The organism is Ktedonobacter racemifer DSM 44963, assembly GCF_000178855.1.
Taxonomy (GTDB): Bacteria; Chloroflexota; Ktedonobacteria; order Ktedonobacterales; family Ktedonobacteraceae; genus Ktedonobacter; species Ktedonobacter racemifer.
On the sequence record NZ_ADVG01000001.1, the window covers coordinates 3,194,732 to 3,209,637 of the forward strand.

At 55.1% G+C, this 14,906-nt stretch carries 11 protein-coding genes; 8 read left to right on the forward strand and 3 right to left on the reverse strand.

Going from position 1 to position 14,906, the window contains the following annotated elements; translation table 11 throughout:
• Positions 1-493: 493 nt before the first annotated feature.
• Positions 494-1,015 (reverse strand): YceI family protein, encoded by a 522-nt coding sequence (locus KRAC_RS13560; RefSeq protein WP_007907827.1) that lies wholly within the window; start codon positions 1,013-1,015, stop codon positions 494-496.
• A gap of 413 nt (positions 1,016-1,428) precedes the next feature.
• Between KRAC_RS13560 and KRAC_RS13565 the strand changes: the two genes are divergently transcribed.
• The 3 genes from KRAC_RS13565 to KRAC_RS13575 all read left to right on the forward strand — a co-directional run bounded on the left by KRAC_RS13565 (position 1,429) and on the right by KRAC_RS13575 (position 5,381).
• Entirely contained in the window at positions 1,429-2,865 is a 1,437-nt protein-coding gene (locus tag KRAC_RS13565; protein ID WP_007907830.1) for a UDP-N-acetylmuramoyl-tripeptide--D-alanyl-D-alanine ligase, read from the forward strand.
• 42 nt (positions 2,866-2,907) lie between these two features.
• Positions 2,908-4,056, forward strand: a complete 1,149-nt coding sequence (locus KRAC_RS13570; protein ID WP_007907832.1) for a D-alanine--D-alanine ligase — start codon at positions 2,908-2,910, stop codon at positions 4,054-4,056.
• 251 nt (positions 4,057-4,307) lie between these two features.
• Positions 4,308-5,381, forward strand: a complete 1,074-nt coding sequence (locus KRAC_RS13575; protein ID WP_007907833.1) for a dipeptide epimerase — start codon at positions 4,308-4,310, stop codon at positions 5,379-5,381.
• A gap of 269 nt (positions 5,382-5,650) precedes the next feature.
• Here KRAC_RS13575 and KRAC_RS13580 read toward each other — a convergent pair whose 3' ends face one another.
• Positions 5,651-6,715, reverse strand: a complete 1,065-nt coding sequence (locus tag KRAC_RS13580) for an RNA polymerase subunit sigma-70 (protein WP_007907835.1) — start codon at positions 6,713-6,715, stop codon at positions 5,651-5,653.
• A gap of 612 nt (positions 6,716-7,327) precedes the next feature.
• On the opposite strand from KRAC_RS13580, the gene KRAC_RS13585 reads away from it, so the two are divergent.
• The 3 genes from KRAC_RS13585 (at position 7,328) to KRAC_RS13595 (ending at position 12,828) form a co-directional block, all read left to right on the forward strand.
• Entirely contained in the window at positions 7,328-7,873 is a 546-nt protein-coding gene (locus KRAC_RS13585; RefSeq protein ID WP_007907838.1) for a dihydrofolate reductase family protein, read from the forward strand.
• Positions 7,874-8,546: 673 nt separating this feature from the next.
• Positions 8,547-10,490: a glycoside hydrolase family 3 protein gene (locus tag KRAC_RS13590; RefSeq protein WP_007907842.1), complete on the forward strand. Its 1,944-nt coding sequence runs from the start codon at positions 8,547-8,549 to the stop codon at positions 10,488-10,490.
• A gap of 400 nt (positions 10,491-10,890) precedes the next feature.
• Positions 10,891-12,828 carry a S53 family peptidase gene (locus tag KRAC_RS13595; protein WP_007907844.1) on the forward strand — a complete coding sequence of 646 codons (1,938 nt, stop codon included), beginning with the start codon at positions 10,891-10,893 and terminating at the stop codon, positions 12,826-12,828.
• 160 nt (positions 12,829-12,988) lie between these two features.
• On the opposite strand, the gene KRAC_RS13600 is transcribed toward KRAC_RS13595, so the two are convergent.
• Positions 12,989-13,375 carry a response regulator gene (locus KRAC_RS13600; protein ID WP_244422047.1) on the reverse strand — a complete coding sequence of 129 codons (387 nt, stop codon included), beginning with the start codon at positions 13,373-13,375 and terminating at the stop codon, positions 12,989-12,991.
• 198 nt (positions 13,376-13,573) lie between these two features.
• Between KRAC_RS13600 and KRAC_RS65850 the strand changes: the two genes are divergently transcribed.
• Both KRAC_RS65850 and KRAC_RS13610 read left to right on the forward strand, forming a co-directional pair.
• A complete protein-coding gene (locus KRAC_RS65850; protein ID WP_007921075.1) occupies positions 13,574-14,428 on the forward strand; it encodes a helix-turn-helix domain-containing protein in 855 nt (284 codons plus the stop codon).
• 4 nt (positions 14,429-14,432) lie between these two features.
• Positions 14,433-14,894, forward strand: a complete 462-nt coding sequence (locus KRAC_RS13610; RefSeq protein ID WP_052568208.1) for a transposase — start codon at positions 14,433-14,435, stop codon at positions 14,892-14,894.
• Positions 14,895-14,906: the final 12 nt, after the last annotated feature.

A 14,906-nucleotide genomic window follows, 5' to 3' on the forward strand; every position in this document is an offset into this window, starting at 1 on the left:
TAGCCCGATGTTCATAGGAAAACCATGGTTCCTTGAAAAAACGTTCGCTCCCCAGTATACTTTATGTAATGGTTTCTCTTCAGTGCTTCTTCCTTCGGGAAGGAGAACGTGCGGAGCTGCGCGTGGGTAGCACTGAAGCTCTTTTCCAACGTGCGAAAGACGAACTTCTGTTCCGAAGCGAGGGTATCCCCGTCGCCAGAGCACGTCTACCCGCAATTCTTGGTGACCCTCGACTAGAGCCGTCTGTTTCGCACGAGCAGGCAGAAGCGTTAAGGCAGATCAAGAACCCCTCTGATTCATCGGAGGGAGTCTCAGAAATGTCTACATTGACATTGATGACCGCCTCTTGAAATAGGCCGATGTCGCTACTATTGTACAATGTCGACGCCCCCTTTTGCAGAAGGGATTTCCAAATAAAAAAAGAGGCAGCGTGTGTTCTCAAGTTTGAGAACACACGCTGCCTCTTTTTTATTTTCTGCTTCGCAGGAGGGAATTAGCCCTTGTTCTGAGTCTCCAGGTCGATCTCGATCTTGACATCCTCGCCGACCAGCACACCACCGGTCTCCAGAGCGGCGTTGTAGGTCAGACCGAAGTCGCGGCGGTTGATCTTCGTGGTCGCGCTCAGGCCAGCCACGGTCGCGCCCCAGGGGTTCTTGCCCTGGCCCAGATACTCGGCATCAAAGACAACGGACTTGGTCACACCATGGATGGTCAGGTCGCCGGTCACTTTGTAGCCGTCGCCCGCACGCTCAACATTGGTGCTCTTGAAGGAGAGGACAGGAAACTGCTCAGCGTCAAAGAAGTCAGCGCTGCGCAGGTGATTGTCGCGATTGCCCTCGCTGGTATCGACGCTGGCCGTATCAGCCTGAGCCTCAACCCAGGAAGCAGCAGGATTCTGCTCGTCGATGTGCAGTTTGCCGCTGAAGACTTTGAAGCTACCGCGAACGGTGCTGAACATCATGTGTTTTACAGAGAAATTGACGTGTGAGTGTGTAGGATCGATTTCCCAGGCCATTAGATATACCTCCTGAAAAGCAAATATGCTTTTGTTAGCAACTTTCTTTATGATAGTTACATTCTAGCATGTAGAACTTGCATTTGTCAAGCCACTTACTTTCGAATAGCAACATATCTTGACTATGTTTTATCACACTAACTTATTATTGTCAAGTAGCTTATGTTTAATTAGTATAATGTGGGATGAGGTGCCGCGCAGCTGCGCGGCACCTCATCCCACATTATACTAATTGATTGGACTGTCACAATTTCTGCACCTCTTTAGAGTAAGTAAGTAGTAGGCTGTTTGGCAGGCGGGGCCTGCCAAACAGCCTACTACTTACTTACCCCTGAGCACCGCAGGTGCAAAGGTACTAGTTGAGCATGATATAATTGCACCAAAACCATAGGGCTGTGGAGGTTTTCTTCTCTATGTTCACCCTCGCCGACATCCTACAGCAATCTCAGGACGCACAGGCGCAAGTGCAGCTTGTGAGCACAACAACACCCGATCCGGTTATGACCTTTACCGAGGCGCATCACGATAGCCGCCAGGTCAAGCCCGGTGATCTCTTTATTGCCATTAAAGGTGCCAAGGTCGACGGACACGCCTTTATTCATAAAGCGGCCCAGGCCGGGGCCAGCGCGGCCCTCTGCACACATCCTGTCGAGGATGTACCCGAGGGCTTTCTCCAGATCGTGGTCCCCGACGTGGTCGCGGCCCTACATGCCACGGCTCGCGCGCGCACCCGCCGCCAGCCCGAAACCACCTATATCGGTATCACCGGTAGCAACGGCAAGACCAGCACCAAGGAGGCCATCGCTGCCGTGCTGGAGCGCCACGCGCCCACACTCAAGACTCTAGCCTCCTATAACACGGAGATCGGCTATCCCCTTACTCTACTACGCCTGGAGCCCCAGCATCGTTACGCAGTCCTGGAGATGGGCGCGCAATGGGTGGGCGAGCTAAAGATGCTCAGTGGTATCACCTGCCCCGACTGGTCGGTCATCACCAATGTGGGCGCCTCCCATCTAGGATATTTTGGCTCGCAGGAACAGGTCGTTATCGCCAAAAGTGAGCTGGTCCAGGTGCTCTCACCCGATGGGATCGCCCTGCTGAACTATGATGATCCCAATGTACGCGCCATGAACACAAAAACCAGCGCCCGCGTGATCTACTATGGTCAGGGAGAAGGCGCCGACGTTCGCGCCAGCAAGCCTGGCGGCGACCAGCTCTTTGGGCGCAGCTTTGTGCTAAGCTACCAGGACCAGGAGGTTCCCGTTCAACTGCATATTCCTGGTGAGCATGGCATCGCGATTGCCCTGGCCGCAGCAGCGGTAGGCTGCGCCGCTGGCCTCCCTCTAGATGTTATTCGGCAGGCGCTCGAAGACCTCAAACCAGCCAAACGCCGTGGCGAGATCAAGCCCGGCCCCAATGGCAGCACCCTGATTGACGACTCCTATAACGCCAATCGCCAGTCCATCCTCGCCATCGCCCAGGCCATGCATGGATCAACGCTCGCGCCCCACGGCAAACGCTGGGCGGTGCTGGGTGATATCCTGGAATTAGGACAGTATGCACGCGAGGAGCACCGCACCTGTGGCGCCGCCCTGGCCTCCCTGGTCGACTACATCGTCGCCATAGGTGAGCAGGCGCGCTTCTTCATTGAAGGAGCCATCGAGGCAGGCCTGCCCCAGGATCACGCCTATTTCTACAGCGCCGACCTGGAGAACAGCGCCGAGGTTGAGGCCTCTAAGCGCGCCGCCGCCGACCTCCTCAAGGAACAGGTACGCGGCGATGATCTCGTGCTCATCAAGGCCTCCCTCGGCCTCGGCATGGACACCCTGATCAAACAGCTCTCAGAGTAAAATACATCTATTTCCAGCGCAACACACGAAAGGATCACACCCGTGACACAGCATAATGAGCCAGGCGCAAAGAAAATCCGCATTGGCCTGATCTACGGTGGCCGCTCCGGCGAGCACGAGGTCTCCCTCAACTCCGCCAAATCGGTCATCGCAAACATCAATTCCGATAAGTACGAGGTCGTTCCCATCGCCATCAACAAAACGGGCAAGTGGCTGCTGGGAGTCGAACCAACACGCATGATCGAGGCCGAGAAAAGCACCCAGGCTGAGGCCGAACTGGAGCAGAGCACCGCCGTTACCTTTACCGGCGACCCCAACCTGCGCCGTCTCATCCCGGTCAATGGTAGCCAGGAGCAACTAGAGAATCAGGGAGCCATCGACGTGATCTTCCCCGTCATGCATGGCACCACAGGCGAGGATGGCGCCTTGCAGGGCATGCTAGACATGGCGGACGTCCCCTACGTCGGCTGCGGCGTCCTGGGATCGGCTCTGGGCATGGATAAAGAGAAGATGAAGATGATCTTCGAGCGCGCAGGACTGCCAGTTGGGGAGTATCTCGTCTACCGGCGCAATCAGTGGGAGCGGGATCCCGAGAGCATCCTCAACGCCATTGAGGAGCAGTTGAACTATCCCTGCTTCGTCAAGCCCGTCAACCTGGGTTCAAGCGTGGGCATCAACAAGGCGCACGACCGCGCCGAACTGGTACACGCCATCAATGTCGCCGCCGAGTACGACCGCAAGGTCATCATTGAGCGCAACATCAACTGTCGCGAGTTTGAGTGCGCCGTCCTGGGCAATGACGAGCCTATCGTCTCTGTCATGGGCGAGATCGTTCCCAGCAACGAGTTCTATGACTATAAAGCCAAGTATGTCGACGGCAAGTCTCAGGTCATCACCCCTGCCGAAATCTCGCAGGAGCTCTCGCAAGAGATGCGCCGCCAGGCCCTCATCGCCTTCACCTCGCTCGACCTCAGTGGCCTCTCGCGCATCGACTTCTTCCTGGAGAAAGAGACCAACAAGGTCTACATCAACGAGGTCAACACACTTCCCGGCTTCACCCAGGTCAGCATGTACCCTATGCTCTGGGAGGCCAGCGGCATCCCCTACCCCGAGCTGATTGACCGCCTGGTCGAGCTTGCCCTTGAGCGCCACGCCGACCGCCAGCGCAACCGCACCAGCTTCGGTTTGTAGGGGTTACTGATAGTTTATGTGAAGATAAGCGCTTCAGCCTGATGGCTGAAGCGCTTATCTTCACATAAACTATCAGTAACCCGCTCCCCTGGCTCCTGGTGGCTATTAGAGAGACTGCCTGATGTTATACAATACAAGCATATTTAAGCCATTCCCAACGTACTAAAAAGTATATTTCTTGCTATGCTCTGGCGAGCGTCCCACACACCAGGGTACATTGATTAATGACAAGCAGAAAGGCAGCAGCCCACATGGCTCGTACCACCATTACCTCTGTGACCGTTGAACCTTTAACTATTCCCCTTCTCGAACCCTTCGCTATCGCAACTGGGAGCGTGAACGCCGCACGCAATGTCCTTATCACCATCACCTTGCAGGACGGGAGCACCGGCTATGGCGAATGCGCGCCCTTCCCTCCCAGTACTGGCGAGTCTCAGGAGACGGCCCTGGCTGCAGCTCGCGGCTGCATCAATCTCCTGAAAGGGCAAGATGCTGCCAACTGGCGCGTCCTCTCCCACCTGATTCATAGCGTCTACTATGCCCAAAGCACAGTCTGCGCCGGAATGGAGATGGCCCTACTCGACGCGCTCACCCGATCCTACGGCATCCCCCTCTATATTTTCCTTGGCGGGGCCAGCTCCAGCGTCGTGACCGACATGAGCATTCCCATGGTCACCCCTGAACGTGCCTATGATCTAGCCAAAGACACGGTGGCTCGTGGGATCAACAATATCAAGGTTAAGGTTGGCGGTGATTTACGCGAGGATGTCGACCGCGTCGAAGCCATACGTAGCGCCGCTCCCAACAGCATCCTGACCCTCGACGCCAACCAAGGCTACACCGCCACTCAAGCACTGCTGTGCCTGGAAGCGTTAGATAACCGCGATATCCGCCCCGTGTTGATGGAGCAACCCGTGCACAAAGACGATTACGAAGGGCTTCGCTACGTCACCGAACATACTACCGTTCCAGTCGCTGCCGACGAAAGCGCCACAAATGCTGCCTCCGTGGCGCGCTTGCTCAAGATGGGAGCTGCCAACACCATCAACGTGAAGCTGATGAAAGCGGGGATTGTGGAGGCGCTCGATATTGCGGCGCTGTGTCGAGCCACGCATACCAGCCTCATGATCGGAGCCATGATCGAGTCTCGCCTGGCCATTGCCATGAGCGCACATCTGGCTGCTGGCCTTGGCGGGTTCTCGCTCGTCGATCTGGACACTCCCATGCTCTTAGCCGAAGACCCCTTCACCGGTGGCTATGAGCAACATGGTGGCACATATGATCTCTCGACCGTCAAAAGTGGCTTGGGCATTGAGCGACGATAACAGCAGTGGCTTCGAGCAATGAACGTCTCACGTATGAGAGCATCTGCTCAGCAGCATCCCTGCTTTCTTTGCCAAAACGATGATGAGAATTGATCTGCTACGCGAGAGACAACGAAAAGCAAGGGGAGAATGTGTCCTCACGTTCTCCACGAAAGCAGGTCATGTTCAAAGCGTGAGCAACGCCTAGAGAGCCGGTCAAGTAATGAGAGAGAAGGATCGAGAGGGCTGTCCTTGGAAAATCAATGAGGGACAAGCGCGGGATGGGGCCTTTATTGGGGGAGGTGAAGTGGGAACCCCAAGGAGGTGACAAGCTCTGGGCCAAGAAAAGTCGTCAAGGAGGCGACTTGCATAGGATGCCGCGAACCATCGAGCGTGAGCACTTGAAGGGCAAACGCCCGATAGGGCCGTGTTGCTTCATCAGCTCGATACACCACACATGCTGGTTGTCCATTGGCACGCGTTGGAGAGAGACGCCACTTCCTATGGACGCCAGGGGGACATATAAACGCAGAGAGCACGCGGCGCAGAGCGTCTCGTCCCTGATACCACGAAGGAACTGGTGGCATAGAGAGGGTCGCATCTTCTTTCAATAACGCCATGAGCCCATCCACATCATCGGTCTCCCACGCTTGGAGATAGCGGGTGAGGAAGGCGGAGATTTCGGCATTCGTGTGGCCGAACTGCACCCTCTCAGGCTGCTCGCGTTGATAGGTTTTTTCCAGCGTGACCCTGGCGCGGTGCAGGGCGCTATTCACCGCTGAGACGGAGATTTTAAGCAAGTGCGCAATCTCACCTGCACGAAAGGAGAGCACATCCGAGAGGAGCAAAATGGCCCGCTGGCGAGGAGGGAGGACCTGGAGGACGGTGAGGAAGGCCAGGGAAACGCTCTCGTGCCTGGTGTAGCGCGCTTCTGGGTTCTCCGTCGCCTCGGCCAGCCAACTGTCAGGGAAAGGCTCAAGCCAGAGCGTCTCGGCGCTCCTGGGTGCGACCGGCATCGACGGATCCCAGGCAGCAGAGGCGACGGTCGGCAGCGTGCGCGGCGAGCGCTTCTTGAGGAGATCCAGGCTGGTGTTGGTGGCAATCGTGTACAGCCAGTTCCGCAACGATCCCGGCCCCTTCTCGGTGAAGGTGTCAAAGTGCCTCCAGGCTCGCAGCATCGTGTCTTGCACGGCATCCTCGGCGTCGTGCAATGACCCCAGGAGACGATAGCAGTGCAGGAGCAATTCACGGCGATAGGGTTCGATCAAGAGGCTCCTCTCAGATTGGCCATGGACAGCACCATCTGTGATCAAAGCCCCGTGAACGTGATCAGTCCTCCTGTGTTTCTCTGCCACACTGCCTCTCCTCGTCGCCATGTTTTCTTGGAGAGTCCTGTTTGTTGGAACTCTCGCACTTGTCCGGGCCATTGGATGTGTTCCCATCTTTTTCGACCTGCTCCATTCGAGTATGTTACCCTCTTCGCGTGCGCACTATCCTCGGAGCGTCCCCAGTCGGATAGCTACTCATTAAACTGTCGGAGAGAGCAAAACTGTGCGGTCTGATGGGGGATATGTTCCGCTCAACTTCTCGCCCTGAACTGGCTCATCAATGTAACCAGGCCACTGGTGCGATACTTTTGTGCCGAGCACGCTCATTCTACAACACGGTGCAGGCTCTTTGCCACTCGTCCGAGCGCTCCAAAGTCGTGCGTATCACCCGTCACATCACACAGAAATTATCCCCCATCAGACCGCACAGTTTTGCTCTCTCCGACAGTTTAGTGAGTGTCTATCGGCAAACAGGCATGGAACCAGCCGGCGCTCGCCCCGTCCCGGCACGTGAGACCGAGGGACGATGACGTCCTCGACGAGGATGAGCTCGATCTCGTCGCCGCGTGGGCTGACCAGCCGATGAGTCACCAGCTTTGAACGAGCTAAGAGTCAAAGACCACACCGAAGGAGACAAAGATGAGAAAAGTGATCGTTTCGACCTATATGACGCTGGATGGGAGAGTGGACGAGATCCAGGAGTGGGCGGTTGCATACAACGACGACAGGGCGGCCAAGTATCACAGCGACCTGCTGATGAACAGCGATGGTCTGCTCCTGGGCCGCAACACGTACGAGATTTTCGCCACCCTTTGGCCATCGCTCAAAGGCGAGCTCCCCTACATCAACAAGCTCAACAGCATGGTCAAGTACGTCGCGTCAACCACGCTCAAGGCGCTGTCCTGGGAGAACTCCCATCTGATCGAAGGCGATGTCGCAGAGGGCGTCGCCAAGCTCAAGCAACAGCCCGGTCAGGACCTGGTCCTGTATGGCTGCCACGGCCTCATGCACAGCCTGTTGGAACACAACCTCATTGACGAGTATCGCATCTTGGTTCACCCAATCCTGCTCGCGAAGGGGAGGAGCTTCCTCAAGGATGGCGCGGAGCGAGTGAACCTCGATCTCGTCGACACCACCGCGCTTGGAGGGGGGGTGACCATTCTCACATACCAGCCAGTGCGGTAGAGAGGGCTCGCGCCTGCCGCTGAGGTTCCTCCACGTTGTCTCGCTCCGTCAAAAAGGCTGAATCACCCACAGAACTGTCAAATTAGCTTCCAGGCATGTGTTTTCAGACTGGAAGAGATGGAAGAATGAACGAAAGAACCATATCGTGGTAGAGAATTGTACAATCGAACCGCAAGAGATATATACAGTAACAATCGCTGAACAAAGGATTGACATCTGTCTATTTATTCGTATACTCTTAGCTAAGAGCATCAAGTGCCAGCAAATATATAGCAGCAACAGCTACATGTTTGTAATATGTGCTCTATAAATGCACAGAGAGGATTTGTGCACATCTTTGGCAGGAAGCCACCTCGCACTTCACGCTGCCTGTGCCTTATGCCCTTCATCACGTGGCTCCTGTTCACCCCCTCCGAATACGTGTGAAGGTGTGGATGGTCAAACTTATGCTATGCCGATTCCCATGCCTCCGCTTCGGCAAGGGTAAGGGAATGGGTCTGGGAAAATGGGTGTGACTGAGGAGAACAGCATAGCGTTATTCTCTGTCATCCTCTTCCCAGAGTATCTGTTCTTGCAGAAACGTGGGAGAAACAATCGTAAGCGTCGAATCGCATTCACTCAACGGTACACCGTCGTCACGTTTTGATTAGCGATCAAGGAAAAGGAGAGGTTTATGCGACCGCGTACATCCTTCTCTCTGAAGTTACTTGGGCATTGCCGCCCGAGGCGCTTCGCCACGACAGCTCTCCCTGTGATTGTGATACTGCTGATATGGCAATTGGTAGTGCCAGCCTCTGCTGCAAATGCTCGAACAGCCTCGCTGCTCACCCCTCTGTCCTCTGGGTGTATTTCGCCCAGTGACTGTGTCTCGAAAATGACCCTGCCTGAAAAAGAGGGGCAGATGACCCAGGTAGAGAAAAATGCCTTCACCATGGCTGGTAACTCAATAACGGATATTACGACCTATTTTATCGGGTCGGTGTTAAGTGGCGGTGGTGGTGGTCCTAATGGTGCAGGTGGCACCGCCACACAGTGGGCAGATATGGTGGACAATTTCCAGAACTACGCCCTTCAGACCCGCTTGGGCATTCCGCTCATTTATGGCGCTGATGCGGTCCATGGACACAACAATGTCTATGGCGCGACGCTCTTTCCACATAACATCGGGTTGGGAGCGATGCATGATCCTGCTCTGATCACCCAGGTAGAGCAGGTGACCCGTGACGAGGTGTTAGGGACTGGTGTCCGGTGGACGTTTGCTCCGTGTGTGTGTACGCCACAGGATATTCGCTGGGGACGCACCTACGAGGGCTATAGCGAGAATCCTTCTGATAATGCGACTGATGGTTCCGCTGCCATTGTGGGATTCCAGGGGTCGAATGGTACGTTGGGACCGACCAATATCCTGGCGACGGCAAAACACTTTATCGGCGATGGTCACACCGCCTGGGGGACCGGGTCACCGTACCTCAACGAGGGTGATGCGCAGATTTCCGAGCAGCAGTTGGATGCCATTGATCTGCCGCCCTATCAGTCGGCGGTCTCAAACAAAGTCGGTTCGGTAATGATCTCCTACAGTAGCTGGAATGGACTCAAAGACCACGCCAACCAGTATCTGATCACAACCAAGCTGAAAGGGACGGGAACAGACAGCTACGGCACCCCCAATTTAGGGTTCCAGGGCTTCGTGGTGTCAGATTGGCAGGCGATCGACCAGATTTCTTCGGACTATAACTACGATGTGCGCACTGCGATTAATGCTGGCATCGATATGGTGATGGTCCCGGACAAGTACAAAACCTTCATCAGCACTCTTGATACCGAAATCAAGGCAGGGAACATTCCGATGTCCCGCATTGATGATGCGGTCACTCGTATCTTGACCGAGAAGTTCGCGGCAGGCTTGTTTACGCAACCCTCCACGAATCGCAGCTATACGCCGAATGTGGGATCGGCGGCACATCGTGCCGTAGCGCGGCAGGCGGAGCGAGAATCGCAAGTGTTATTGAAGAATAACGGTGTACTCCCCTTATCGAAGACTGGGAGCTATACCCTGGTAGTTGGAGGCAGTCACGCGGATAATCTGGGCTACCAGTTGGGTGGGTGGTCGATCTCCTGGCAAGGGGGAAGTGGGACCACCACCGTTGGAACAACGCTCTGGCAGGCCATCCAGCAAGCAGGACTCTCATCTTCAGTGAAACTCAACTTCGTTGGGACGCGCACGAAGGGCAATTACAAAGGGGATGTCGGGATCGTCGCTGTTGGGGAAACACCGTATGCCGAGGGCAATGGTGATACGAATACTCTGGCACTCAGCAACAGCGATGCAACGGCGGTTTCCGACGTGTGTAGTCGGGTCACGAGGTGTGTCGTGTTATTGTTCTCGGGGCGTCCGATGATCATTAACACCCAGTTGAACCAATCCTCGGCATTCGTTGCCTCGTGGATTGGCTCAACGGAAGGCGAAGGGATCACCGATGTCCTGTTTGGCGATTATGGTTTTCAGGGCAAGCTGACCTATACCTGGCCGAATGCGGTGACGCAAGAACCCTGTAATCAGAATAATGGTTGCACGGGTGCCTTATTCCCTTATGGGTATGGCATCACTCCCTTCTAATCGAAGTCACCATGAAATCCGCTCTTCTGAGACTTCAGGAGAGCGAATTTCATGGATTTTTTGTGGATGGGAAGACCAAAAAACACCGAGAGGTGAAAGTGCTTCTCCCTTCACTTGCCCTTCCTCCCATTGAGGAGCCAACTCAACCTATGGGCTGACATGGGTGGTCGCTTTTTCCCTTTGAGAGCGACCGCACATGTGTTTACATCAAGTAAGGTATATCTGAGGAAAGGGCGGTTTTTGCGTTTACATGTTACTAAAGATTCAATCCATCGTTTCGGTCTTTGTATAGATATTGGTCGATTCATAAAACCGGATGAAGGGGCCAATCACAGAGAATGTTCAACGATCTTTTTGTGCAGGAAGCTTAGAACTGTCTTCTATAGACAGGAGGAAAGACGTGAGAACCAGAAGAGGTCTTTTCACAATTGCCGCTGCGCTCGCTCTTGCTTGCTTTGCATTGCTCGGCAATTTCGGACCCTCGGTCCGAGCAGCGTCATCAGGGCGCACACTCCTCGCTGGGAGTATCCCCTCGTGGGCAAACGCAAAGAATTATGCGAAAGCCGCTAATCCAAACGACGCCGTTGGTTTCCGCCTCTATCTTGGCTGGAACAATCCGTCCGGCGTTGAGGCACTTGCTCAGGGGGTCTCCGATCCACACAGTTCATCGTACGGGCAGTACCTTACTCCCGCCCAATTCCGTCAGCAGTTCGCGCCATCGCAGTCCCAGGTGAATGCGGTTCAGTCCTGGTTACGCAATCAGGGCTTTAACGTTGTGTATGCCCCTACGAACAACCGGTATGTCTCGGCTGAAGGCACTGTGGCTCAGGCAGAGGCCGCGTTTAGCGTCAACTTTGGCATGTACAACGTTCAGGGGCTGACCGTACGCTCACCCTCCTCGAATATCTCAATCCCGAGTTCCATTGCCGATGTGGTGACTGGTGTGCTGGGGCTTGATGACAGCGCCCAATTTGTCCACACCAACCATGCCGTTGATGGGAATGCGCCCCCTCCACCCGCGTTCGTGTCGGCCCAGCCCTGCTCGACATACTGGAATGAGAAACAGGCAGTTGGATTTACCAATCCATATGGCAAGGGTTCCCTTCCCTACGCGCCATGTGGTTATACCCCCGACCAGGTCAAGGGCGCCTATGGGATCTCTGGCTATGATGGCAGTGGTCAGACGGTGGCAATCATCGATGCGTTTGCCGCCCCGACCATTCTCCAGGACGTCAACCAGTGGTCAACGAATCGTGGGCTACCAACCATGAAGTCAGGCCAGTTCTCGCAGGTGGTGGCCCCTGGCACCTATCACCACCCCGAGGCTGGGCTCAAGCAAGATCCGCAAGGGTGGTACGGCGAAGAAACGTTGGACGCCGAGGCTGTCCACGGCATGGCACCTGCGGCCAATATCGTTTACGTTGGCGCGCCCAATAGTTTCCAGGATCTCGACGCAGCACTCAATTATGTGGTCGATCGGCGATTGGCTTCGATTGTCACAAACTCCTATGGCTTTAACACCGAACTGCTGCCTCCTGGATATATCAAACCCTTTGAAGACACCATTCTCCAGGGAGTTGCCGAGGGAATTGGCATCTACTTCTCGTCTGGTGATAACAGTGATGAGTCACTCACGGAAGGGTACAGGACCACGGACTGGCCTGCCTCAAGTCCATATGTCACCGCCGTCGGTGGTACCAGCCTGGCAGTCGGTGCCAACAACAACTATCTCTTTGAAACGGGTTGGGGAAGCACCACTTCCTCGTGGACAGGCGCAACCTGGTCTCCTACACCTCCTGGTAACTGGATTTACGGATCGGGCGGTGGTGTCAGCACGCTGTTCTCCGAGCCCTCGTATCAGCAAGGTGTTGTCCCCTCTTCGGTGTTTAACACCCAGGGGCGCACTGGCCGAGCGGTACCCGATATTGCCGCCATTGGTGATCCCAACACAGGCTATCTAGTAGGTGAGACACAGACATTCCCTGATGGATCTGTCAAATATGCTGAATATCGTATTGGCGGAACGAGCCTCTCATCGCCCATCATGGCTGGCATTATGGCCCTGGCTGACCAGGCCGCTGGTCGCCCTCATGGGTTTGTAAACCCGCTCTTGTACAGCCTGGCAGGGACCTCGTCCTTCACTGATATCGTGAGCCCGGTATCTCCCGTAGCAGTCGTACGAGCCAACTATGTCAACAGCGTCGACCCAAGCGCTGGTACAGCGTATGCCTTGCGAACGATGAACCAGACGCTCAGCTTGCAGACGACCCCAGGTTATGATGACGTCACGGGCCTTGGAACACCGACGAAAACCTTCTTGAGTGCTTTGAGCCACTAGCGCTCCTGTTTGTCTCACAAAAAGGAGGAATGAGCACCCACATGCTCAAAGCGGGGAAGAGCTACTGATACGTAGCTCTTCCCCGCTTCGGTTTGAGAACACACCTGTGTATGGTTGCTGGGCGCTTCCATATGCACGTCTTCAGAGGCAAAAATCCGTTTTACCCCTTTGAGAGATGTTTCAAGAGTTGGAACAGCGTGTCTAAAGAATACGGTTCTTCGAGCAAATGAAGATCAGAAAGATGCTCATGATGCATCTTTTCGCCCTCTTTCATGATCATAATAGCGGGTAAGACCTTCTCTGGAGCTATTGTTTTGAGACGACGATAGAGTTCCATCCCATTCAAGTTGGGAAGATGATACGGGATCAGAACAAGCGATGGCTGAATATTACGAGCAAAATGAATGGCCTCTTCACCTGTCTGTGCAACGAGCGTGAGATACCTCGCTTCTTGCTTTATCGCTTTTTGGAGCCCCTTCCATGTTGCTTCTCTCCCTCCCACAATGAGCAAGAATCTCGTTGACGTCGGCTTTCTCTGTGATACCATTACATTCTCCATATCTTCTTCCTGATGTGTGCCTTTCTCTCAACCGTTCATGTATCCTCTCTGTGGTCTGTGATCCACTGGATGGTGTCATTCCATCCCTCCTAGTGGGTCACTTGCCAAGTCTTGTCCGGTTGTGACATACTCAAAAGGAAAATAAAAATCTCTGACCCATGAAAGGACTCTTCAAGAATTCCCGGTATGTCCCACCCCATTTCTCAACGCCTTCGCCCTCTCACGGACGCCGAACACCGCGAACTCACCCGTATTAGCCATGCTCCCAGCGAACGCCTGAACCGCCATCAACGAGCCATTGCCCTGCTGGCTGTTGCAGCGGGAAAACCCCTGACAGATGCCGCTGAAGCAGCAGGCTGGAAAGCCCAGAAAACCGTCACCCGGCTGATTCGCCGCTTTCATGAACGAGGTCTAGCCGCTCTCGATGACCTTCCTCGCAGCGGGCATCCACGCAGGTATGGCCCGAGCGAACGAGCACGCATTCTCCAAGAACTCCAACGCAGTCCTGTGCGTAAGGAAGATGGGACAGCGACATGGTCACTCACGACGTTACGGTGTGCCTTGCGCGAAGCCCCCGGCGGATTGCCGCAGGTGAGCACCTTTACCATTCTCTACACGCTCCATGGGGCTGGTTACAGCTGGCAAAAGAGTCGTACCTGGTGCGAGACAGGCAAAACCCTACGTAAAAAGGATGGTCGTGTCGAAGAAAGCTATGATGAATATACGCAGGAAAAAACAGCAGTAATTGAGCGGGCCTATTTGATCGGCGAACGGCTTGGGCTCCAGGTATGGTGCGAAGACGAGGCTGGTCCGTATCAGACCATCCCGCAGCCCGGCAGTTCCTGGCAGATCGAACATCGGCCGGCACGCCAGGCCCATCAATATCTCCGAGGAGAAACCGCGAAGTTGCTCACCTTGTGCGCGGCCCGCCACAGGAGAACTACGCGCCGAAGCAGTCCAACAAAGTACCAATGCCATTCTGCATCCCTGGCTGCAGCGAGAACTCACCTCCATTCTGAAACACTGTCCTCCTGCTCCTGAAACAGTGCCCATTGGTCGGCGTTGGCAAGATTGGGATATCTATCCCGCCACCGACCAGCTGGATCGCTTTTTCCCTCCTGTCAGAATCCTGTTGATCTGGGACAACCTGGCCGGGCACAAAAGCCACAGTCTGGTGCAATGGTGTGCTGAGCATGGCATTCTCTTACTTTCCACACCCAACGCGGGCTCCTGGCTCAACATGGCGGAGTCGGTGCAACGGATCATCAAACGGCGAGCGCTGCAAGGCTATCATACCTATGATGTCGAAATCCTGAAGCAGTGGCTGACTGATGCTGTCATCGGTTGGAATCGTCATCCCACGCCGTTTATCTGGGGTGGCAAGCGGCATGCCCGCCGGGATCGAGCTTATGCACGGCGGCATCGGGTGGGAGGTTCTGGGGCTACCGCTATTCACGGTATTCCTCGACGCATTCGCTCGGTCCACTATTACCGCAGGGCGGCTTAACCGGACAAGACT

Coding starts and splice junctions, on each gene's coding strand:
- KRAC_RS13585 (WP_007907838.1), top strand. CDS start 7,328: ATGAGAAAAGTGATCGTTTCGACCTATATGACGCTGGATGGGAGAGTG.
- KRAC_RS13565 (WP_007907830.1), top strand. CDS start 1,429: ATGTTCACCCTCGCCGACATCCTACAGCAATCTCAGGACGCACAGGCG.
- KRAC_RS13590 (WP_007907842.1), top strand. CDS start 8,547: ATGCGACCGCGTACATCCTTCTCTCTGAAGTTACTTGGGCATTGCCGC.
- KRAC_RS65850 (WP_007921075.1), top strand. CDS start 13,574: ATGTCCCACCCCATTTCTCAACGCCTTCGCCCTCTCACGGACGCCGAA.
- KRAC_RS13575 (WP_007907833.1), top strand. CDS start 4,308: ATGGCTCGTACCACCATTACCTCTGTGACCGTTGAACCTTTAACTATT.
- KRAC_RS13600 (WP_244422047.1), bottom strand. CDS start 13,375: ATGGTATCACAGAGAAAGCCGACGTCAACGAGATTCTTGCTCATTGTG.
- KRAC_RS13560 (WP_007907827.1), bottom strand. CDS start 1,015: ATGGCCTGGGAAATCGATCCTACACACTCACACGTCAATTTCTCTGTA.